Raw genomic sequence first — 23,030 nt, 5'->3', positions numbered from 1 at the left:
CGGACTGAAAACCTGTGCCAGCGGTTGGCGATCCCAACCGTACAAGGCAGGGTGAGACACGGAGGCGGTCGATGTTCAAGCGTATCGCAGTAGTGAACCGGGGCGAGGCCGCGATGCGGCTGATCAACGCGGTTCGTGAGGTGAACGCCGAAGGTGGTGAGCAGCTCGAGACCGTTGCCCTGTTCACGGATGGTGAGCGGACGGCGACGTTCGTTCGCGAGGCGGACCTGACCTACCCGCTCGGCCCGGCGTCCGCGCGTCCGTACCTCGACCTGGCCGTGCTGGAGCGTGCGCTGCGGGAGACCGAGGCCGATGCGGCCTGGGTCGGCTGGGGGTTCGTGGCCGAGGACCCGGCGTTCGCGGAGCTGTGCGAGCGGATCGGCGTCACGTTCATCGGGCCGTCGCCGGAGGCGATGCGCAAGCTGGGCGACAAGATCGGGTCCAAGCTGATCGCCGAGGAGGTCGGCGTACCGGTCGCGCCGTGGAGCCGCGGGCCGGTCGAGTCGCTGGAGGCGGCCCTGCAGGCGGCCGGGACGATCGGCTACCCATTGATGCTCAAGGCAACGGCCGGCGGTGGTGGCCGCGGCATCCGGGTGGTCCGGTCCGCCGACGAGCTGACCGACGCGTACGCGCGCACCAGTGACGAGGCCGCCCGTGCGTTCGGCAGCGGCGTGGTCTTCCTGGAGCGTCTCGTCACCGGAGCCCGGCACGTCGAGGTGCAGGTCATCGCCGACGGCCAGGGGACCGCGTGGGCGCTCGGCGTCCGGGACTGCTCGGTGCAGCGCCGCAACCAGAAGGTCATCGAGGAGTCCGCCTCCCCGCTGCTGTCCGCGTCCCAGGTCGACGATCTGAAGGCGTCGGCCGAGCGGCTGGCGCTCGCGGTCGGCTACCGCGGCGCGGCGACCGTGGAGTTCCTCTACCACCCGGGCGAGAAGACCTTCGCGTTCCTCGAGGTGAACACCCGGCTCCAGGTCGAGCACCCGATCACGGAGCTGACCACCGGGATGGACCTGGTGAAGGCCCAGTTGCACGTCGCGAACGGCGGCCGGCTGGAGGGCACGAAGCCGGCCGAGAGCGGTCACGCCGTCGAGGCCCGGCTGAACGCCGAGGATCCGGACCGTGACTTCGCGCCGTCGCCGGGGCGGATCGCCGTCCTCGATCTGCCCGCCGGCCCCGGCATCCGGGTGGACACCGGCGTGAGCGCGGGCGACAGTATCCCGGCCGACTTCGACTCGATGATCGCGAAGATCATCGGCTACGGCCGGACCCGCGAGGAGGCGCTGGCGCGGCTGCGCCGGGCGGTCCGCGCGACCACGGTGCTGATCGAGGGCGGCGCGACCAACAAGAGCTTCATCCTCGACCTGCTCGACCAGCCCGAGGTGATCGACGGCAGCGCCGACACCGGCTGGATCGACCGGGTCCGCGGTGAGGGCCGGCTGGTGTCGCACCGGCACTCCGGGGTCGCGCTGGTCGCGGCCGCGATCGAGGGGTACGAGGACGCCGAGCAGGTCGAGCGGACGCGGTTGCTGGAGACCGCGCACGGCGGCCGGCCGCAGGTGCAGCACGAGGTGGGCCGGGCGATCGACCTCAAGTTGCGCGGCGCGAGCTATCGGGTGACCGTGGCGCGGATCGGGCCGGACCGGTTCCGGGTCGGCGTCGGCACCGGCAACGACCACCTCAAGGTCGTCGACGCCGAGCTGGAGCGGCTGGACGACTACACGAGCCGGCTCGTCGTCGGCGGGCAGCGGTTCCGGCTGGTGACCGCGACGCACGGCCCGGTTCACCTGGTCGAGGTGGACGGTGTGACGCATCGCGTCAGCCGGGACGAGGGCGGCGTACTGCGTTCTCCCGCGCCTGCGCTCGTGGTCGCGACGCCGGTGCAGAGCGGCGCCGAGGTCGAGGCCGGTGCGCCGGTGCTCGTGCTGGAGAGCATGAAGATGGAGACGGTGCTGTACGCGCCGTTCAAGGCGACCGTGAAGGAGTTGCTGGTCGCCACCGGCAGCCAGGTGGAGACCGGCGCGCCGCTGCTTCGGCTGGAGCCGGTGGCCGACGACGCCGGTGCCGAGGAGGCCGCTCCGGCGGAGAACGGCGTACAGCTGGATCTGCCGAACGGGTCGGGGGAGAAGTCCGCGGCCGAGCGGGTCGAGCGGGGACTGGACGACCTGCGCAGCATGCTACTCGGGTTCGACATCGACCCGCAGGACCAAGGCGGAACTCTGGCCGGTTACCTGGCCGCGCGGTCGGAGCTGCCGGAGGCGCCTGTCGTCGCCGAGATCGAGCTGCTGAAGGTGTTCGCGGACTTCGCCGAGCTGAGCCGCAACCGGCCGGCCGGAGCGGATACCACGATCGAGAACCGTGTGCACAGCCCGCGCGAGCACTTCCACACCTACTTGCAGAGCCTCGACCCTGACCGGGGTGGGCTGCCGGCCGAGTTCCGCGCCCGCCTGGCCAGGGTGCTCGGTCACTACGGCGTGAGCGATCTGGAGCGCAGCACCGAGCTGGAAGAGGCGGTCTTCCGGATCTTCCTGGCGCAGCAGCGCTCGGCTCCCGACGTCGTGCTGGTGACGTCGATGCTGCAGCGCTGGATCGCCGAGCCGCGCCCGGAGGCGCCGCTGGACGAGTCGGCGCACGACCTGCTGGACCGGCTGGTGCTGGCCACTCAGCTGCGCTTCCCGGTGGTCGGCGACCTGGCCCGGAGCGTGCGGTTCCGGTGGTTCGACCAGCCGCTGGTCGACGCCGAGCGGGCGTCGATCCTGGCCGGGGTCGGTGACGAGGTCGCGGACCTCACCGCGCACCCGGAGGCGCCGGACCGGCAGGAGCGGGTCGACGCGCTGGCCGCCATCCCGGAGCCGATCGTCCGGTTCCTGGCGCAGCGGCTGGAGCGCGGCTGGGGGGACCGCGAGCCGATGCTCGAGGTGCTGATCCGCCGGCACTACCGCGAGTACGAACTGCACGACCTGCGCGAGTTCGCCGTCGACGGGCGGCCGTTCGCGACCGCCGACTACACGATCGACGACCGGCCCAGCCACCTGGTCACCACGGTCGGCACGGTGGCCGAGGTCGCCAACCCGGACAGCGGGCTGGCCCGGGCGCTGACCGCCCAGATCGACGCCCGCCCGGCCGGGCACGAGGCCGTGGTCGAGCTCTACCTCTACGGCCCGGACCTGGCGGAGTCGCAGCAGGAGGCGTCCGACCGGTTCCGCCGGATCGTCGCCGACCTGCCGATCGCCCAGCGGGTACGCCGGTTCTCGGTCGCGATCGCGCCGGGTCAGGACCGGCCGGTCTCGTATTTCACCTACCGCCCGGCCGGTGGCTCGGTGACCGAGGACGACAACGTCCGCGGCGTCCACCCGATGGTCGGCCGGCGGCTGAACCTGTGGCGGCTGCGCGACTTCCGGATCACCCGGCTGGAAGGGCCCGAAGACGTCCTGCTCTACTACTGCGTCGCGCGCGACAACGAGGCCGACCAGCGCCTGGTCGCGCTGGCCCAGGTGCGCCAGTTCGCCGTGGTCCGCGACGAGGACGGGCAGGTGACCTCGCTGCCGCACGCGGAGCGGGCGATCGCGAACTGCCTGGAGGCGATCCGCCGGGCCCGCACCGATCGGGGCGCGGCCGGGGCGAAGCTCGACATGAACCACGTCTGGGTGCACATCTGGCCGGTGGTCGACGCCCAGGTCGACGAGGTCACCGCCCTGCAGCGCAACATCGCCCCGCTGACCGCGGGGGCCGGGATCGAGGAGGTCCTCGTCCAGGGCCGGGTCGCGGCCCCGGACGGCAGCATCAACCCGGTCGCGGCGCGGTTCTACTACCAGCCCGGTGCGGGCGTCGTCACCTCGGTGGAGCAGCCGCCGACCGGTCGGCTGATGCCGCTCGACGACTACGCCCAGAAGGTGCAGCGGTCGCGCCGCCGCAACACCATCTACCCGTACGAGGTCAGCGGCATGGTCGCCGGTGCGGGCGGCTCCTTCGTCGAGTACGACCTCGACGACACCGGCGCCCTGGTCCCGGTCGACCGCCCCCGCGGCCTGAACAAGGCCGGCATCATCCTCGGCGTCGTCAGTACGCCGACGTCGCGGCACCCTGAAGGAGTCACCCGGGTCGCGCTCAGCGGCGACCCGACGAAAGCGCTCGGCGCGGTCGCGGAGCGGGAGTGCTCCCGGATCATCGCGGCCCTCGACCTGGCCGAGCGGATGCGGGCGCCGGTCGAGTGGTACTCGCTGTCTGCCGGCGCCCGGATCTCGATGGACTCCGGCACCGAGAACATGGACTGGGTCGCCAAGGCGCTGAAGCGGATCGTCGAATTCACCCAGGACGGCGGGGAGATCAACGTCGTCGTGGCCGGCATCAACGTCGGCGCGCAGCCGTACTGGAACGCCGAGGCGACGATGCTGATGCACACCAAGGGCATCCTGGTGATGACCCCGGACAGCGCGATGGTCCTGACCGGCAAACAAACGCTGGACTTCGCCGGTGGCGTCTCCGCCGAGGACAACTTCGGCATCGGCGGCTACGACCGGGTGATGGGCCCCAACGGCGAGGCGCAGTACTGGGCGCCCGACCTCAAGGGCGCCCGGGACGTGCTGATGGCGCACTACGACCACTCGTACGTCGTCCCCGGGGAGAGCGGCCCGCGCCGGGCCGAGACGTCGGACCCGGTCGACCGCGATGTCACGGCGTACCCGCACAGCGTGCCGGACAGCGACTTCAAGACGGTCGGCGAGATCTTCTCCGCGGCGACGAACCCGGACCGCAAGAAGGCGTTCGACATCCGCACGCTGATGCGGTCCGTGACCGACCTGGACCACCCGGTGCTCGAGCGCTGGGCGGGGATGGCCGACGCGGACACCGCGGTGGTGCAGGACGCGCGGCTCGGCGGGTTCCCGGTCTGCCTGGTCGGGATCGAGTCCAAGACGGTCCCGCGGCGTGGTTTCCCACCGGCCGACGGCCCGGACACCTACACGGCCGGCACGTTGTTCCCGCGGTCGTCGAAGAAGGTGGCGCGCGCGATCAACGCGGCCAGCGGCAACCGCCCGCTCGTCGTACTGGCGAATCTGTCCGGTTTCGACGGCTCGCCCGACTCGATGCGGAACCTGCAGCTCGAATACGGCGCGGAGATCGGCCGGGCGATCGTGAACTTCGAGGGACCGATCGTTTTCTGCGTCGTGTCGCGCTATCACGGTGGCGCGTTCGTCGTCTTCTCGAAGGCGCTGAACCCGTCGATGACCGTGCTCGCGGTGGAGGGTTCGTACGCCTCGGTGATCGGTGGCGCGCCGGCGGCGGCGGTCGTGTTCGCCGGTGAGGTCGACGCCCGGACCGCGGCCGACGTGCGGGTTTCTTCGCTGGCAGAGCGAGTTCGGGACGCGAGCGGCGCCGAGCGGGCCGCGCTCGCGACCGAGCTGGCCGAGGTGCGAACCGCTGTCCGGGCTGAGAAGCTCGGCGAGGTGGCGGCCGGGTTCGATCGGGTGCACGACATCCGGCGTGCGGTCGAGGTCGGGTCGGTCGATGCGGTGATCAGCGCGCCGGAACTGCGGCCAAAGTTGATCGAGGCAATCATCTCCGGGGTATCGGGAGTTTGATCGCTGGCTTAGCCTGGAGGTATGCGTACCGAGAGGGGCGGTCGCAACAAGGCTCGTTCGTTGATCACATTCATCGGGGTCAGCGCGCTGGCGGGCGCGCTGGCCGCGGGGCTGGCGATTCCGTTCGCCGGCTTCGCCGGGGTCGGCTCCCGAGCGGTGGTCGAGTCCGTGCAGGATCTGCCGCGGGAGCTCGACGTCGATCCGGTGGCCATCCGCAGCCGGATCCTCGCGTCGGACGGGACGCTGATCGCGACCCTGTACGAGCAGAACCGCGTGCCGGTGCCGCTGTCCGACATCAGCCCGATCATGCAGACCGCGATCGTGGCGATCGAGGACTCCCGGTTCTACGACCACGGCGCCCTGGACCTGAAGGGCACCCTGCGGGCGATGATCCGCAACCAGACCGAGGGTGAGGTGCAGCAGGGCGGCTCGAGCATCACCCAGCAGTACGTGAAGCTCAGCCTGGTCGAGAAGGCCAAGACCGCCGCGGAACGCGCCGACGCGACCGCGGTCACCTACCAGCGCAAGCTGACCGAGTTGCGCTACGCGATCGCGATCGAGGACCAGCTGTCCAAGGACGAGATCCTCGAGCGGTACCTGAACCTGGTGAACTTCGGCGACGGCTCGTACGGCGTCCAGGCCGCCGCCCAGCACTACTTCCGGACCACGGCCGCCAAGCTCACGCTGCCGCAGGCCGCGCTGCTGGCGGGCTTGGTGAAGAACCCGACCGGCTACGACCCGACCAACGACCTGGCCCGGTCCACGGCGCGGCGGGACGTGGTGATCCGGCGGATGCTCGAGCTCGGCGTGATCTCGCTGCACCAGGCCAACCAGGCGCTGAGGACCCCGGTGATCGACCTGGCCAGGGTCGAACCGGTGCCGAACGGCTGCGCCAACTCGCGCTACCCCTTCTACTGCGACTACGTCGTCTCGAAACTGCTGGAGAATCCGGCGCTCGGGGCGACCGTGAAGGACCGCGACCACTACTTGAAGACCGGCGGCCTGACCATCCGGACCTCGATCGACCCGCGGATCCAGGCGGCCGCGCAGGCGTCGATCAAGGAGCACAGCAAACGCACCGACACCGCGATCGCGGCGATCACGATGGTCGAGCCGGGCACCGGCGTGGTGAAGGCGATGGTGCAGAGCAAGCCGTACGGCAACGGCCGCAACCACACGAACTACAACTACAACGTCGAGAAGTCCTACGCCGGCGGGTTCGGCGGGTTCCAGAACGGCTCGACGATGAAGGCGTTCACGATCGCGGCAGCCCTGCAGAAGGGCTTCGCGATGGACTACCGGATCAACTCACCGGCGCAGATCGATCTGAGCGGGAAGAAGTTCACGACCTGCACGGGCTGGACCCGGGACCGGGACTACCGGCCGAAGAACTCGACGCACAGCGGCGACCTGACCATGGTCGACGCGGCCCGGTTCTCGACCAACACCTATTTCCTGCAACTGTCCCAGCGGACCGGCCTGTGCCCGATCGCGCGGATCGCGTCCCGGCTCGGGATGTACAACGCGCAGACCGGCGGGCCGCTCGACCAGGTCGTGTCGATGACGCTGGGGGTCGGCTATGTGACGCCGTTGATGCTGTCGAACGCCTACGCGACCTTCGCGGCCCGTGGCAAGTACTGCAAGCCGCTCCTCGTCGTGGCCGTGCGGGACAACGGCGGCCGGCCGATCGACACCCCGGGCGTCGAGTGCAAGCAGGCCATTCCCCGCGCTGTCGCCGACGGGGTCAACCGGGTGCTCAGTGCCGTGATGATGCCCGGCGGGACGGGCGGCCGGCTGCGGTTCGGCACCCGGGACATGGGCGGCAAGACCGGCACCATCCAGCAGAACCTGGCCGTCTGGTTCTGCGGCTACACCCCGAACCTGGCCGCGGCCGCAGTGGTCGCCGACGCGAGCATCCCGTATACGAACCTGATGTTCCGGCACACCCTGGACGGCGTGGACATCGCCGATCCGACCGGCTCGGGAACGGCGGGACCGCTCTGGGAGACCGCGATGCAGGGCGCGCTGGACGGCATGCCGGTGAAGCATTTCGTCACCCCACCGGCAAAGATGATCCAGGGCCCGGCCTCGGCCAGTTCCGGCCAACCGAACCAGAGCCAGCCGAACCAGAACCAGAACCAGAACCAGCCGAACCAGAACCAGCCGACCCCGAACTAGCCGCGCTGAGCCTAGCCCCCGTGCTCGTTGGTGTCCCTGAGCTTGCGCCCGGCGACGCTCCCGATCACCTTCCCCTTCGGGTCGACGATCTTGCCGTCGCCGCGCACACCGCCACCGGAGCCGGTGGCGGTCTTGGCCTGCCGCCCCTTCATCTTGTCGCCGTGCGGAATGTCGCGCCCACTCTTCCGGCCGAATGCCATGACCTCACCCCTTGTCCTCGGAACGGCTGAGTGCCGACAAGCTAGCGTCACGACAGGGTTCATCAAACGCTTCAGTGGCACACCTCGCCGTCGGTCTTCGTCGTGGGCGCCACGTCGATCGACGGGTTCTGGTCGAAGAAGCCGAACGGCTTGAGCCAGAAGGCGATCGTGTCGACCGGCATCACCGGCCAGTCCTCGACCCGGGTGACGTGGTGGATGCCGAACACGTACCAGAGCACGATGTCGGTGTTCTCCAGCAGTTCGTCGTCCGCGATCCACCGCGTCATCCCGTCGTCGACCGTCGACTGGGTCGGGTAGTCGCCGCACGGCCAGCGCTCCTCCTCGTGCTGCCGGGTCACCCAGACCGTGTGCCCGATCACCGGTGCGCGCAGATACTGCGGCGTCTCCGGGTCCATCAACGGCGGGATCGACGCGCTCGGGACGAGCTTGTACGCCGGGTTCGTGCCGACGGCGTTGACCCGGTTCGGGTTGACCACCTTCCAGGATCGTTGGGTCGCCCAATTGAAATCGCGGGCGGCCTCGGACTCGGAGCGGATCGGCGTCGCCTCGGTGACGACCGCGAGTCCGTAGGGGTTCTCGGCCGAGACCGGCAGCGCCCGGGAGTCCACCTCCTGCACGGTGTTCCCCTCACCGTCCACGTCGAGATCGAGCCGCGCGACCAGGAAGTGCTGGTGGAACGGCGCATATGTTTGCGTGTCCACCACGGTCCCGGTCGGTGGCGGCGTACCGTCCGCCGCGAACGGCGTGGTCACCATCAGCCCGGTCGCGCGGACCTCGCACTCGATGTTGCCGTCCTGGTAGAAGCGCCAGTAGATCAGGTACTCGTAGTTCGCCACGGTCGCGTGACACGACACGACCATCCGGCGCATCCGCCGTACCTCGGCGCCGGTCGTGTGATCGACGTGCTTCCAGAGGACGCCGTTGTCCTCCTCGTGCAGGCAGATCGCGTTCTTGATCGGGTACGGCTCGCCGCGCGTGTCATGCAGCACGGCGTCCAGGTACACGATCTCGCCGAGACAGTCGCAGCCCAGCTCGAGCGAGGTCGTCATGAACCCGAGACCCCATTCACCGATGTCGAACGCCGTACGCCGGTAGTGGTCGAACGACGCGTCGCGGTAGGGGACCACCATCTCGGTGAACGACATCCGATAGGCGATGTCGCGGGTCGTGCCGTGATCGTCGTACGTGACCTGGTAGATGACCGGACCCTCGCGGTGGTTGAAGCCGAGCCGCATCGTCCAGTTCTGCCACTTCAGCTCGGTGCCGTCGACGGTGAACGAGACGCCCTCCGGCTGGGTGACCTCGAGCGGTTTGAGGTCGGTGCGCAGCTCGCCCGTCCACGGGCCGGGGGCGTACTCCGCGTTGACGTCCGGCTGACCGTGGTTGTGGTCGTTCTCGAGTTCGAGCAGCTCCAGGGTGTTCATGTCGACGACGACCTTCAGGCCGGACACCGGGTGTGCGTACGGGTTGCCGTCGGGAGTCTCGCGGTACCAGATGTCACACCAGCCGAGCCGCCGGTCGCGGTACCTCTCCGGCATCAACGCCTTGCCGTAGGTCCACACCTCGATCAGCACCAGCGACAGGTCGGTGATGCCACGCTCGGCCAGGGCGGCGATCACGTCGGGATGAGCCCGCATCGCGTCGTCGACCTCGTGGTACTCGTCGACGGTGAAGTTGGGGGTGACGCCGGCTACCTCGGTCCACGAGACGACGCGGTCGCCGGTCAGGTCGACGACACCTTCCCAGGTCTGGTTGTCGGCCCGGTTCCACAGGACGGCGAACGCGGCCCGGGGAATCGGATCACCGGGACGCCAGGCCTTCACCGCGGCCTTGTCGGGCTCGAGCAGTTCGATCGCGGCGAAGCGCCAGGATCCGCCGAGCTCCTCGTCGCGGCGCAGGATCGCCGTGGTGTGCCGGAACTCGTGCTCGTCCAGCGGATCGAGTGGATGCGTCGCCATGGCCTTCTCCTGGTTGGTAGCTGAGCCTAGATTGAGGGAACGGGGACGGGATCGTGCGCCGCGAGGGAGCTGTCATGCCGGACAAGCAGGTCTTCCACAACGTCATCGGCGGCACGATCCAGGCCGCCGCGTCGGGGGCGATGATGGACATCGTCAACCCGTCCACCGGCGAGGTCTACGCGTCCGCGCCGAACTCCGACGAGCATGATGTCGACCTGGCCTTCCAGGCCGCGGCGAGCGCGTTCGAGACCTGGCGCTGGTCGACGCCGAGCGAGCGGCAGCACGCGCTGCTGAAGCTTGCCGACCTGATCGAGGACGGCGCCGAGGAACTGATCGCGATCGAGAGCGAGAACACCGGCAAGCCGGTGGCGCTGACCCGCTCCGAGGAGATCCCGCCGATGGTCGACCAGATCCGGTTCTTCGCCGGTGCGGCGCGGGTGCTGGAGGGCAAGTCGTCCGGTGAGTACATGCGCGGATTCACCTCGTCGATCCGGCGTGAACCGATCGGCCCGGTCGCCCAGGTCGCGCCCTGGAACTACCCGATGATGATGTCGGTCTGGAAGTTCGCCCCGGCACTGGCCGCCGGGAACACGGTCGTCCTGAAGCCGTCCGACACTACGCCGGCGTCGTCGTACTGGATGGTCGAGCGGATGCAGGAGATCTTTCCGCCCGGCGTCTGCAACCTGGTCTGCGGCGACCGTGACACCGGCGCCGCGCTGACCAGGCACAAGGTCCCGCAGCTGGTCTCGATCACCGGATCGACGCGAGCCGGCATGGCTGTGGCGATGGCCGCCGCGGCCGATGTGAAGCGGGCCCATCTCGAGCTCGGCGGCAAGGCGCCGGTGGTGGTGTTCGACGACGCCGGCATCACGGCCGCGATCGAGGGCATCTCGGTGGCCGGCCTGTTCAACGGCGGCCAGGACTGTACGGCGGCCACCCGGGTGCTCGTGCAGCAAGGCATCTACGACGAGTTCGTGCAGGAGCTCACCGACGCGGCCCAGCAGACGCGGACCGGATACGACCCCACCGACGAGGACATCCTGTACGGGCCGATCAACAACGCCAACCAGCTCGGACATGTGTCCGGCCTGGTCGACCGGGTGCCCGACCATGCCCGGGTGACGACCGGTGGCCACCGGATCGGGGAGACCGGGTACTTCTACGAGCCGACGATCGTCGCGGACCTGCAGCAGGACGACGAGCTGATCCGGACCGAGATCTTCGGCCCGGTCCTGACCGTACAGAAGTTCGCGGACGAGGACGAAGGACTCCGGATGGCGAACGACAGCGAGTACGGTCTGGCCTCCTCGGTGTGGACCACCAACGTCAACACCGCGGCCCGGATGTCCGCGCGGCTCGACTTCGGTTGCGTCTGGGTGAACACACACATCCCGCTGATCGCCGAGATGCCCCACGGCGGCTTCAAGCACTCGGGCTACGGCAAGGATCTGTCGATGTACGGACTCGAGGACTACACGCGGATCAAGCACGTCATGCTCCATCACGGCTTCGAGGGCTGATCAGACGTCCCGGGCCATCAGGTCGTCCCAGGTCTCCCGGCGTACGACGAGGCGCGCGGCGCCCTGGTCCGCGAACACAACCGGGATCCGGCGGTTGCCGTTGTAGTTGTTCGCCATCGTGTAGCAGTAGGCGCCCGTGGCGGGCACGGCCAGCAGATCACCCACGCGCGGATCGGCCAGCGGTACGCCGTCGACCAGGACGTCGCCGCTCTCGCAGTGCCGGCCGACCACGGTCACCGTTTCCACGGGACCGTCGAAGCGCCCGACGATGCCCGCCTCGAACCGCTGCTCGAACAACGCGACCTCCAGGTTGTCGCCCATCCCGCCGTCCACCGCGACGAACGTGATCACACCCCGCTTCACCGTCGTGACCCGGTAGATCGTGGTCGCCGCCGTACAGACCATGCTGCGTCCAGGCTCGATGATCAGTTGGGCGGAGGCGGGGAGGTGCTGCCTCGCCGCGCCGATCAGGGCGTCCAGGTACGCCGCCACCGTGGGCGGCTCGTCGGCCCAGGTGTACCGGGCGCCGAGCCCACCGCCCAGGTCGTACACCTCGAACTCGCCGAGCCGGGCGACCGGCGCGACCGACTCCGCGAACGGTTCGACATCGAGGATCTGTGAACCGACATGGACGTGCAGTCCGCGCATCCGCAGCCGTGGGCTGTGCTCGATCCGCTGGATCAGCCGGGCCGCGTCAGCCGGCGCCAGACCGAACTTCGAGCCCTCGTGCCCGGTCAGCACATGGCTGTGGGTGTCCGCGGTGACGCCCGGAATGATGCGCACCAGCACGTCCTGCGAGCGGCCGGTCGCTTCCAGCCGGTCCACGTCGTCTGCGTTGTCCACCACGACCAGGCCGATGCCGTGGTCGACCGCGAGCGCGATCTCCTCGTCGCTCTTCGCGTTGCCGTGCAGCACGATCAGCGCCGGATCGACACCGGCCTTCAATGCGGTGAGGATCTCGCCGCCGCCCGCGACATCCAGGCCGAGTCCTTCCTCGACCATCACCCGCTGGACCGCCGTACACGGGAAGGCCTTGGACGCGAAGACGACACGGGAGTTCGGCCGGCGGGCGGTGAGTTCGTCGCGGTACTCGCGGGCGCGGGCTCGGAGTGCTTCCTCGGCGACGACGAGGACCGGCGTACCGAAGTCGGTGGCGAGGTCGTCCGCGCGGCAGCCGCCGACCACCAGGGTGCCGTCCGCGTCGAGCCGGCTCCCGGCCGGGAAGAGCGAGAGCAGGTCGCTCATGGCTCGGTCCGGGCCAGCACCTCGCGAACAACGTCGAGGCTGGTGCCGGGATGGAGGAACGCGAACCGGCCGATCGTCTCGCCTTCCCACTTGCTCGGGGGGATGAACGCGACCTCGTCCTCGTGGAGTTGCCGCGCCCACTTGTCGTAGTCCTCACCCGACCAGCCCAGCCGCCGGAACAGGACGACGCCGAGGTCGGGCTCCCGGATCAGTTCGAGGTGCGGCCTGGCCTTGATCAGCCCGGCCGTCTCCCGGGCCAGGCGTGCCGCGGTCTCGATCGCCTCGCGGTACGCGTCCACGCCGTACACCGCGAGCGAGAACCACAGCGGCAGACCGCGGGCCCGGCGGGTCAGGTGGTAGGCGTAGTCGGTCGGATTCCACTCGCCGTCGGACACATGGATGACGTCCAGGTACGACGCGTCCTGGGTGTGCGTCGCCCGCGCGAGCTCGGGATCGCGATAGATCAGGGCGCAGCAGTCGAACGGGGTGAACAGCCACTTGTGCGGGTCGAGGATGAACGAGTCGGCCTGCTCGATCCCGGCGTACTTCGGCCGGAGTGAGCGCGCGAAGATGCCGGAGCCGCCGTACGCGCCGTCGACGTGGAACCACCAGCCGTGCTCGTGGGCGAGCGCGCCGCAGCCGGCCAGGTCGTCGATGATGCCGGCGTTGGTGGTGCCCGACGTACAGACGAGGGCCGCGATGTTCGACGGATCCGGATCGGCGGCGACCGCGGCCCGGACGGTGTCGGCGGTGAGCCGATGGTCGGGCGTGTCGACGACGAGCGCGTCCAGCTCCAGCAGACGCAGGGTGTTGACGATCGAGGAGTGCGCGTCGGTGCCGACGATGACGCGCAGCCGACGATCGGTCCCGAGCCGCTTCTTCGCGGTTTCCCGGGCGACCGCCAGCGAGGAGAGATTGCCGGCCGAACCGCCGGAGACGAAACAGCCACCCGCGCCCGGCGGCAGCCCGGCTTCGTCGGCGATCAGCCGGAGCACGGTGTTCTCGGCCGCGATCGCGCCGGCGGCCTCCAGCCACGAGATGCCCTGGATCGACGCGCAGGACACCAGCATGTCGAACAGCAGGCTCGCCTTCGTCGGCGCCGCCGGGATGAACCCGAGGAAGCGCGGGCTGTCGGCCGAGATCACGCTGGGCGCGATGACGGACGAGTAGACCCCGAGCACCTCGTCCGGGTGCCGCGGTGCGTCGCGGATCAGCCCGTCGAGCCGTTCGTACAGCTCGTGCGCGGGGAGCGTGTTGCGGTCGAGCGGCACGGGATCCATCCGCAGCCGGTTCTCGGCGTACGCGAGGACGCTGCGCACCATCTGCTCGGTCGTCTGGTCGACTTCGTGCATGGTCAGTCCTCGGTGGCCTGGCCGGCCAGCTCCTCGGCCCGGCTACGCGGGACGACCAGGACCGGGACGGGGGAGTGCCGGAGGATCTTGGTCGCCCGGGAGCCGAGGAACACCCGCGCGACCGGCCCGAGGTCGCTGGATCCGACCACCAGTACGTCACCGGGATCCCAGCCGACGTCCTCGATCGCCTCGGCCCAGGTCGGGCCGGACCCGACCACCGTCTCGACGGCGCGCGGCTGCTCGGGCAGGTGCTTCACCTGCGCGAGCGTGGCGGTCACGGACTTGTCCAGCTCGGCCCGCCACTCGTCCATCACCAGATCTTCGGAGTCGGTGCCCAGCCTGGTCGTGTACGCCGGCCGGGACCACACGGCGAACGTCGCGATCCGCAGCGATGCGCTCAGGTCAGTGCTGATCGTGGCGGCCGCGAGTACCAGGTCTTCGGCGCTTTCTGTGCCGCCGAAGGCCGCGGTCACCCGCGCCACGGTCTGGTCGCCCGGACACCGGAATCCCCGCGTTGCCAGGGCGAGCGAGACATGCGAGCTGTGCAGGAGCCGGTCCGTCACACTGCCGAGCGCGATGTGACCGAACACGCCGGCCGACGACGAACCGAGCACGATCAGCCGGGCGTCGTGCTCTTCGGCGATCTCGAGCAGACCGGCCGGCGCGGACCGCGCGCTGTGCCGGATGTACGCCGTCGGCGCGTCACCCGGCAGGAAGCTCCGGGCCCGCTCGAGGGCCTGGTCCGCGCCCTGCGCAAGGTGGTCCTGGTACTCGGCGTCCACGCGCGCCAGCCCCGGCACCCACGGCGCCGGTACGACGCTGCAGACAATCAGATTGTCGTGCGCCGATCGGGCCAGCATGGCCGCCAGATGCAGGGACGCGTTGCCGCGCTCGTCGGAGCCGTAGCCGACGATCATCGTCATGGCTGCGGCCCGTCCTCGTCGTGGATCAGCCCGACGTGCTCGTGCCGGCCGAGGTGCGAGTGCTTGAAGCCGTAGAAGAAGTAGAAGGTCAGGGCCACCGCGAGCCAGATCAGGAACACCCAGATCGTCACCGCGCGCAGGTCCTTGATGATCCACAGGCAGCCGGCGATCGACAGGATCGGCGTCACCGGATACCCCGGCACCTTGAAGCCGCGCGGCAACTCCGGATGGGTACGGCGCAACACGATCACGCCGATCGACACCACCAGGAACGCGACCAGCGTGCCGATACTCGTCATCTCGGCGAGGAAGTTGATCGGGATCAACCCGGCCAGCAGGCAGATCAGCACCGCGACGATCACGGTGTTCGGCACCGGCGTGTGGGTGCGCGGGTTCACCCTGTGGAACAGCTCCGGAATCATCCCGTCGCGGGCCATCGCGAACAGGATGCGGGTCTGCCCGTAGATGACGATCAGCGTGACGCTGAAGATCGAGATCACCGCGCCCGCGGCCAGCACCGTGGCCGGCCAGGTCGACCCGGTGACGTTCTCCAGGATCGCCGACAGACCGGCCTCCTGGTTCTCGAACTGGCCGGACGGCTGGGCGGCGACCGCGACCAGCGTGACCACGATGTAGAGCCCGGTGACCGTGACGAGTGCGATCAGGATCGCCATCGGCATCGTCCGCCGCGGGTTCTTCACTTCCTCACCGGCCGTGGAGACCGCGTCCAGGCCGATGTAGGAGAAGAAGATGATGCCGGCCGCGGAGGTGATTCCGCTGAGGCCGAACGGGGCGAAGTTCGCCAGGTTGTCGGAGTTCCAGCCCTTCAGCCCGAGGACGACGAACAGCAGCAGGACGCCGATCTTGATGCACACCATCACCGCGTTGGTCTTGGCCGACTCGCTCGCGCCGCGGATCAGCAGCAGCGTGCAGAGCGTGACCAGGATGACCGCGGGCAGGTTGAACACGCCACCCTGCTCGGGCGCCTGCGAGAGGTTGTCGGGAATGGTGAAGCCGAAGATGTTGTCGAGCAGTTCGTTCAGGTACTGCGACCAGCCGACCGCGACGGCGGCAGCGGACACGCCGTACTCCAGCAGCAGGCACGCAGCCACTCCGATCGCCGGCAGCTCGCCGAGCGTCGCGTAGGCATACGAGTACGACGAACCCGAGACGGGGACCGCACTCGCCAGTTCGGCGTAGCAGATCGCGGTCAGCCCGGCCACCACACCGGCGATCACGAACGACCAGATCACCGCTGGTCCCGCGACCGGCACGGCCTGCGCGAGAACGAAGAAGATTCCGGTGCCGATGGTGGCGCCGATGCCGAACATGGACAGCTGGAACAACCCGATCGAGCGGACCAGTTCGCTCTGGCCGGTGTCCGAGCCGCTCTCCTGCGCCATCTCCGGGACCGGCTTGCGGCGGAACAGTTGCTGCATGGTCATCGCCATGGTGCCTCCCCTCGACGGAGGTGCCCACCCGTCCCCCGCCACCGCCACCTTCTTCGGAGTGTGGCACCCGCGTTCCGCGCAGGGAACAGGTCAGCTCGGCCCGGGGCGATCGCGGAGCAGGGGGTGAGCGGGGCCCCACCGGGTGCCGTCGCGTTCGTCCTGGCGCTTGCGGGCGATCGCCGACACCGCTTCCAGTACGACGCGATTCGCCAGCGCGGCCGTGATGTCGGCGTGGTCGTACGGCGGACTCACCTCCACCACGTCCATCCCGACCACGGGCAGTTCGAGGCAGATCCGCCGTACGGCGTCCAGCAACTGGCGCGCGGTCAGGCCACCGGGCTCGGGCGTCCCGGTGCCGGGGGCGTGGCCGGGATCGCAGACGTCGATGTCGACGGACAGGAAGACGCCGTCGCAGTCGTCGGTCGCGATCGTGAACGCCTCGGTCAGGCACTCGTCCAGGCCGCGGTGCACGATCTCGGTCATCTCGTAGGACCGCATCCGCTGCTGGGCCATCCAGTCCAGCGTGTCCGGCGGCGGCCAGTACCCGCGCAGCCCGATCTGCAGGAAACGGTCGCCGCGCAGCGCGCCGGACTCGATCAGCCGGCGCATCGGCTGCCCGTGTCCCCACAGCGAGCCGAACTCGATGTCGCCGGTGTCCGCGTGCGCGTCGAAGTGCAGCATCGACACCCGGCCGTGGCCGAGCACGTTCGCGACGCCCTTCGCGTCCGGGAACGCGATCGAGTGGTCGCCGCCGAGCACGATCGGGATGGCACCCGAGCGGGTCACCCGCTCGACCGCTGCCTCGAGTGCAGGCAGCGCGACCTCGATGTCGCCCGAGTACATCTCGACGTCGCCGGCGTCGACGACGTGCAGGTCGACCAGTCCGTCGGTGCGCAGCGCCAGGCTCGGCCGCGATCCGTCATGGCCGAGGTAGTCCCGCATCCGGATCGCCATCGGCCCGAACCGGGCGCCCGGCCGGTGCGAGGTCCCGCCGTCGAACGGCGCCCCGAGGATGACCACCTGCGCATCCGCGTACGACGCCGGGTCGTCCAGATCGCAGACCGGAACTCCGAGAAAGGTGAAGTCCGGGCCGAACTGCTGGCCGTAGCGGCTCATCTTCGGAGTCTCGCACCCCGGCCATCAAGCGTCCAGGCGCGCGCCGATCGCTCCGAACGCCCGCAACGTGTCGATCAGGTACGCCGTGTTCTGCGGGTCCGGCCACGACGAAAGCTTCACGCCGACAGTCCTGGTTGCGCGCTGGACGTAGACCATCTGGCCGTGAATCCCCAAGCAGACAAGGGCTGTCCCGCGTTGGGTCGGCACGAACCAGAACTGGTTGCGATACCACCCACCGGGCAGCACGGCCTCGTTGTCCGTGCCCGCGAACGCGTCCCGCACAGCGAGGGGCGGCTGCCAGGCATCCGTGAGCCACTGGGCCGGCACCACCTGAGCACCATCGTCGAGCAGCAACTGACCGAAGCGGACGAGATCACGGGCGATCGCCGAGATGCCACCGTCGTGCACCGCGGAACCGACCGGATCACAGGTGATGTCGGCGTCCTGCTCGGCGCCCATCGGGATCCACACCAGACTCGACACGAGGTCCGCCATCCGGGTCCCGGCCGCGCGCTCACACACCCAGCCGAGCATGTCGGTGTCGGCCGAGCGGTACGTGAACGGTCCGCCATGGTCGGCCGCCGTACCCAGCGTGGTGAGGTAGCGGTACGTGCCGACCGGATCGCCGTCGAGGCTGGGTCGCCAGCCCATCGACCGCTCCATCACGCGGACCTCGGCGTCGACGGCCTGGTAGGTCTCGCTGAATGCCACCCCGGTGCGCATGTCCAGGAGATCCCGGACGGTAGCGCCGTCGTACCCGGACCTGGCGACCTCGGGCACGTACGTCGTCACCGGAGCCATGGGATCGAGTACGCCGCGATCCGCGAGGATCCCCGCGACACAGCCGACGATCGACTTCGACACCGACATCAGGAGATGTGGGGTGTGTGCTGTCATCCCGGCCAGGTACTGCTCCTCCACGATGACGCCGTCGTGCAGGACGATCAGCGCGTCGGTCCAGGTGTCGGCGAACACTCCGCCGGCGCGCGTAGTCGATCCGTCGAGGCGGGTGACCGGAGTCGCCTCCACAGTCGGATCGAGTGCGGTGGTGAGTGGGCTGACAGTGGCCGGATTGGCCGGGATCGCGTGCGTCGGCATCAGTTCGCGCATGTGGCGGAAGGCCCAGCGCACGTTCGGCGGGTCCTGCCAGCCGGCCAGGTCGACGAGAGTGTCGTCCGGCGGCGGAAAGCCTGTCATCCGGTCGTCGGTGGCTTCCATGCGACTACCATCGCACCATGCTCTCGCCGGGCACACTGCCGACCCAGGGTGTTTACCACAGCTCGCTTATCTGAGCCGGTCGAGGATCAGCTCGTGGATCGCATCGAGCAGGGCTACCTCTGCCTCCGAGTGTGCGGTGACCGTGACGGTGGTTCGTGTCTCGGGACAAACGAGAGCGTATTGGCCGTAGCGGCCGTCCATCCGGTAGATGCCGGCCCGGTCGATCCAGACGCCCAGGCCGTAGCCGAGGGTGAACCGCTCGCCCCAGTCGAGAGCGCTGGTGTCGACGCGTTCGACCGGCATCCGCCGGACATAGGCCGCCGGCAGAACCTGTGCGCCGTTCCACTCACCTTCTTGCAGCAGCAACCTGGCAAAGCGGGCGAGCTCCTCGGTGCGAAGGAAGAGGTCGCTTTCGGCGAACGGATAGCCACCTGGACAGGTGTGCCACGGCGGGTTGTGCAGGTCGAGCGGTGCGAACAGGCGGGGCAGGAGGTAGGAGCGCACGTCGGCGCCGGTGACCCGCTCGACGACTCGGCTGACTGCGTAAACGCCCGAGCCGGTGTAGGCGAACCGGCTCCCGGGGACCGCGTCGAGCGGCGCGGCGACGATCTCCTGGAGCAGATCCAGGGCCTCGATCCGCTCGTCGGCGTACCACTCGTGGCTCGTGCCGCTGGTCATGGTCATCAGTTGGCGCAGGGTGACGTCCTCGACCCCGTCCGCGGCGATCGGCCGGAGTTCGGGGAGGTGATCGAGGAGCCGGTCGTCGAGAGTGAGGCGTCCCTCGGCCTCGGCGAGCCCTACCGCGACCGAGGTGAACGTCTTCGCGATGGAGTAGAGGTTGACCCGGTCGTCGGAGCGGACCCGGCGCTCGACCGGCGGGCCGCCTTCGCGGTACAGGTGGATCCCGTACACGCCCAAGCCCCGCTCGCGATCGGCGCGGAGGAAGTCGTCGAGCACATCGTCGCGCACGGTCGAACCGTACCTCTCACCGGCAGTCGACGCGATGACAGGGCGTTCCCCACGGACCTACTGTGAAAGGATCAGGGGAGGGGTGGGGCGATGAACCCGAAGCTGCACGGAATCGCCGAGATCCGTACGTTCTTCCGGACCAACACCCAGCCGATCTACTTCTTCGGCCCGACCGCGTTCAACCTGCTCGGCATCGACCGCTGGGTGCGCAACTTCCAGTACGTCGTCTACTACGACTCCTGGGACGGCGCCCACCCGCGGGTGTTCGCGCCGAAGAACCAGCCGTACGTCGAGTTCGAGTCGAGCGAGCAGATCAACAACTACCTGCTCCGCGATCCCGAGGTGCGGACCCATCTGCAACGGCGCGGCGGTACGCCGATGATCGTGATGGTGTTCTTCGACGAGGAGACCGAGGAGATCTGCCGCGAGCTCGGGTACGAGTTGATCATGCCCTCGGACGAGCTGCGCCGCCGGCTCGACTCCAAGATCGTCACCACCCAGCTCGGCAACGAGGCCGGCGCCCCCTCGGTCCCCAACGTGATCGGCACGGCCTCGTCCTGGAAGGAACTCGAGGAGCTCGCCGCGCTGAACGAGCTCGGCCGCGACCTGGTCGTGCAGACGCCGTACGGCGACTCCGGCAAGACCACGTTCTTCATCGCCGGCACGAAGGACTGGGAGAAGTACGCCGAGGACATCGTCGGTGAGCAGCTCAAGGTGATGAAGCGGATCGACAACAAGGCGGCTGCGGTCGAGGCCTGCATCACCCGGCACGGCACCATCGTCGGGCCGTTCATGACCGACCTGACCGGCTATCCCGAACTCACGCCGTACAAGGGCGGCTGGTGCGGGAACGACCTCTTCCCCGAGGCGCTGCCGCCGGTGCAGCGGGCGCTCGCGATCGACCATGTCCAGCGGCTCGGCGACCGGCTCGCGCGGGAGGGCTACCGCGGGTTCCTCGAGATCGACGTCCTGGTCGACCTGGCCACCGACGAGGTGTACCTGGGGGAGCTGAACCCGCGGATCTCCGGCGCCTCCTCGATGACGAACGTGACCGCGGGCGCGTATGCCGACGTACCGCTCTTCCTGTTCCATCTGCTCGAGTTCATGGACGCGGACTATGTCGTCGACGTGACCGAGATCAACGATCGGTGGCGTGACCTGGCCGCGGTGGACGTGTGGGCGCAGCTGATCATGAAGGAGCCGGCCGACCGGGTCGAGCGCATCCTGCAGGCGCCCCGGACCGGGACCTGGCACCTCGACGAGGACGGCCGGTTCGAGTTCGTTGGTGTGAGCAACGACTGGCACGACGTCACGCACGAGGACGAGGCCTTCTTCCTCCGCGTCTACGGCCCCGGCGACTACCGCTTCAAGGGCGCCGACCTAGGCATCCTCGTCACCAAGGGCCGGATGCAGAACGCGGAAGGGCTGACCAGGCGGAGCCGCCTCTACATCGCCGGCATCCGCTCCCAGTACGTCTCCGAGACCCTGCCCGAGCCGCCGGCCCTGGTGCCGATCGGCTACGTGAAATAGCCGCGGCTACAGGGGCCTGAGGTCCGAGCCGGGGATCCAGGCGACGCGGCCGTCCTTGTCGCAGAAGCGGCCGAGCCACTCGCCGTTGTCGCGGATCCAGACGTCGAGCTCGCCGTTGGTCCACTCGGCCCGCTGGACCGGCTGGGCCGGGTCCACCTTCCGGACGGCGTCGGCCGGTCGCGGACCGTGAGCGTCGTACTGGACATCGAGATCACTGGCTATCCGATGGGCCTCCGTCTCGTCGTCGATATCGATCGCACGCCACCCGTTGACCGCACCGTCCCAGACGCCGAATCTGTTCGATCCGTCGTCGGACGGGCGCACCGTGAACCGACCAAGCATGTTTTCAGATTACCGCCTCTTCGAACACATGTTCTAGTCTTGATGTCGACGGGACATGTGTGCGATGGCGATCAGGGGCGCCGGCCGGCCAGCACGCAGAACTCGTTCCCCTCCGGGTCGGCCAGGGTGACCCAGCTCTCCTCGCCGGTCTGGCCGACGTCGGCGTGCCGGGCGCCCAGGTCGAGCAGGCGGCTGATCTCTTCGTCCTGCTCCCGGTCGGTCGGGTTGACGTCGAGGTGGAGCCTGTTCTTGATCGTCTTGCCCTCGGGCACGCGTGCGAAGGTCAACGTCGGTGGCACCGGGCCCAGGCGGTCCTTGCCCTCCGGCACCAGAGGCGAGCCGATGGTGATCACTCCGCCCTCTTCGTTCTGCACCTCGTAGCCGAGGACCGAGCACCAGAACCGGGCGAGACCGCCGGGATCGGCGCAGTCGATCGCGAGCTCGGTGAACTTACTGGTCATATCAGGACTCCCGCTCGAAACTGTCGTATCCGGGCCGTGTTGTTCGTAGCCAGGGTGAGAGGCCGCCCAGGAGGGCGCGGTCGCGACCACAGGAGATGCCGACGATGCCGCACCCACAGGCCAAGGTCCACCGTATGTTCGAGCTCGTCGAGCCGATCGCCACCGTCACCTTTTCCGAGGTGCCGACCGAGGCGTTCCTGGCCATCGGCATGCGCAACTACTGGGACGGGTACTTCGCGGGCCGGGCCGCGCCACTGGGGCTGGCACCGGCCGAGGTGGTGCACGCGGTCTTCTACAACTTCGCCGACGGCGAGGTGGCGCGCCACATCCCGTGGGTCTGGGGGAAGACCACCCCCGAGGAGGCGATCGCCGTGCGCGAGCGGGGCAGCGCCGCCGCGCTTTGGCAGATGATCGGGGAGCTCGCCGACGCCCCCGGTCTGGTGCGGGTCGCAGACCTCGCGACCCGCGCAGCGGTCAGCGCGCCGACCGAGGGTCGAGTGCTGTACGCCGGGCTCCGGGCGCTCGACGTACCCGAGGAGCCGGTGGCCAGGCTCTGGCACGCGGCGACTCTGCTGCGGGAGCACCGCGGGGACGGCCACAACGCCGCCCTCGTCGCCCACGGCATCGGCGGCACGGAAGCCCACGTCCTCCTGGCTCTCTCCGTCGGAATGAGGCCAGAGGAGTTCGGCCGGATCCACCACCTACCCAAGGCACAGCTGGCCGCTGTCGTCGACGGGCTGCGCGGCCGCGGCCTCGTGGACGCCGCCGGTGAGTTCACCGACGCGGGCCGGAAGACCAAGGAGCGGATCGAGGCTCTCACCGACGAGCTGGCGGCGCCGGCGTACGACGTGCTCAGCGGGGACGAGCTCGACGAGCTGGTTGCGGGGCTCGAGCCGATCGCCGCCGCGGTAGAGGCCGCCGACGACTGAGTTTCCCCAGTCGACCTCCACCTCGGGGATGAGGGGAACAT

At 69.3% G+C, this 23,030-nt stretch carries 15 protein-coding genes and 1 pseudogene; 5 read left to right on the top strand and 11 right to left on the bottom strand.

Going from position 1 to position 23,030, the window contains the following annotated elements; translation table 11 throughout:
• Positions 1–71: 71 nt before the first annotated feature.
• Together OG558_RS37515 and OG558_RS37510 are read left to right on the top strand one after the other, a co-directional pair.
• Positions 72–5,576: a carboxyl transferase domain-containing protein gene (locus OG558_RS37515; RefSeq protein WP_405067253.1), complete on the top strand. Its 5,505-nt coding sequence runs from the start codon at positions 72–74 to the stop codon at positions 5,574–5,576.
• A 21-nt stretch (positions 5,577–5,597) separates the two neighbouring features.
• Positions 5,598–7,754, top strand: a complete 2,157-nt coding sequence (locus OG558_RS37510) for a transglycosylase domain-containing protein (protein ID WP_405067252.1) — start codon at positions 5,598–5,600, stop codon at positions 7,752–7,754.
• A gap of 11 nt (positions 7,755–7,765) precedes the next feature.
• Here OG558_RS37510 and OG558_RS37505 read toward each other — a convergent pair whose 3' ends face one another.
• Together OG558_RS37505 and OG558_RS37500 are read right to left on the bottom strand one after the other, a co-directional pair.
• Positions 7,766–7,954, bottom strand: coding sequence for a hypothetical protein (locus OG558_RS37505; RefSeq protein WP_329476369.1), 189 nt, complete (start codon positions 7,952–7,954; stop codon positions 7,766–7,768).
• Positions 7,955–8,025: 71 nt separating this feature from the next.
• A pseudogene (locus OG558_RS37500) lies at positions 8,026–9,939 on the bottom strand (primary-amine oxidase); the annotation flags it as partial.
• Positions 9,940–10,007: 68 nt separating this feature from the next.
• Between OG558_RS37500 and OG558_RS37495 the strand changes: the two are divergent.
• Complete coding sequence (locus OG558_RS37495; protein WP_405067251.1) at positions 10,008–11,453, top strand: gamma-aminobutyraldehyde dehydrogenase; 1,446 nt, start codon at positions 10,008–10,010, stop codon at positions 11,451–11,453.
• On the opposite strand, the gene lysA is transcribed toward OG558_RS37495, so the two are convergent.
• The 7 genes from lysA to OG558_RS37460 all read right to left on the bottom strand — a co-directional run bounded on the left by lysA (position 11,454) and on the right by OG558_RS37460 (position 19,727).
• Positions 11,454–12,698, bottom strand: coding sequence for a diaminopimelate decarboxylase (lysA, locus tag OG558_RS37490; protein WP_405067250.1), 1,245 nt, complete (start codon positions 12,696–12,698; stop codon positions 11,454–11,456).
• Positions 12,695–14,050 (bottom strand): pyridoxal phosphate-dependent decarboxylase family protein, encoded by a 1,356-nt coding sequence (locus OG558_RS37485; RefSeq protein ID WP_405067249.1) that lies wholly within the window; start codon positions 14,048–14,050, stop codon positions 12,695–12,697. Before OG558_RS37485 ends, lysA begins: the two co-directional genes overlap by 4 nt.
• 2 nt (positions 14,051–14,052) lie before the next feature.
• Positions 14,053–14,973: a universal stress protein gene (locus OG558_RS37480; RefSeq protein WP_405067248.1), complete on the bottom strand. Its 921-nt coding sequence runs from the start codon at positions 14,971–14,973 to the stop codon at positions 14,053–14,055.
• Complete coding sequence (locus tag OG558_RS37475) at positions 14,970–16,424, bottom strand: amino acid permease (protein ID WP_405067247.1); 1,455 nt, start codon at positions 16,422–16,424, stop codon at positions 14,970–14,972. Before OG558_RS37475 ends, OG558_RS37480 begins: the two co-directional genes overlap by 4 nt.
• A gap of 90 nt (positions 16,425–16,514) precedes the next feature.
• Complete coding sequence (speB, locus tag OG558_RS37470) at positions 16,515–17,540, bottom strand: agmatinase (protein WP_405067246.1); 1,026 nt, start codon at positions 17,538–17,540, stop codon at positions 16,515–16,517.
• Between the two features lie 24 nt (positions 17,541–17,564).
• Positions 17,565–18,758 (bottom strand): serine hydrolase domain-containing protein, encoded by a 1,194-nt coding sequence (locus OG558_RS37465; protein ID WP_405067245.1) that lies wholly within the window; start codon positions 18,756–18,758, stop codon positions 17,565–17,567.
• A 66-nt stretch (positions 18,759–18,824) separates the two neighbouring features.
• Positions 18,825–19,727 carry a serine hydrolase domain-containing protein gene (locus OG558_RS37460; RefSeq protein WP_405067244.1) on the bottom strand — a complete coding sequence of 301 codons (903 nt, stop codon included), beginning with the start codon at positions 19,725–19,727 and terminating at the stop codon, positions 18,825–18,827.
• A 90-nt stretch (positions 19,728–19,817) separates the two neighbouring features.
• Here OG558_RS37460 and OG558_RS37455 point away from each other — a divergent pair, with 90 nt between their 5' ends.
• Entirely contained in the window at positions 19,818–21,257 is a 1,440-nt protein-coding gene (locus OG558_RS37455) for a biotin carboxylase (RefSeq protein WP_405067243.1), read from the top strand.
• A 6-nt stretch (positions 21,258–21,263) separates the two neighbouring features.
• Here the strand turns inward: OG558_RS37455 and OG558_RS37450 are convergent, their stop codons facing one another.
• Positions 21,264–21,599 carry a hypothetical protein gene (locus tag OG558_RS37450; protein ID WP_329476379.1) on the bottom strand — a complete coding sequence of 112 codons (336 nt, stop codon included), beginning with the start codon at positions 21,597–21,599 and terminating at the stop codon, positions 21,264–21,266.
• Positions 21,600–21,670: 71 nt separating this feature from the next.
• The gene (locus OG558_RS37445) at positions 21,671–22,060 is read right to left on the bottom strand and encodes a VOC family protein (protein WP_405067242.1); all 390 of its coding nucleotides are present in this window, start codon (positions 22,058–22,060) and stop codon (positions 21,671–21,673) included.
• A gap of 134 nt (positions 22,061–22,194) precedes the next feature.
• On the opposite strand from OG558_RS37445, the gene OG558_RS37440 reads away from it, so the two are divergent.
• Positions 22,195–22,989: a MarR family winged helix-turn-helix transcriptional regulator gene (locus tag OG558_RS37440; RefSeq protein ID WP_405067241.1), complete on the top strand. Its 795-nt coding sequence runs from the start codon at positions 22,195–22,197 to the stop codon at positions 22,987–22,989.
• The last annotated feature ends 41 nt before the right edge of the window (positions 22,990–23,030 follow it).

This window comes from Kribbella sp. NBC_01510, assembly GCF_045040325.1.
Classification (GTDB): domain Bacteria; phylum Actinomycetota; class Actinomycetes; order Propionibacteriales; family Kribbellaceae; genus Kribbella.
The sequence above is the reverse complement of the archived record's forward strand: the minus strand, read 5'-3'. Positions and strand labels throughout refer to the sequence as shown.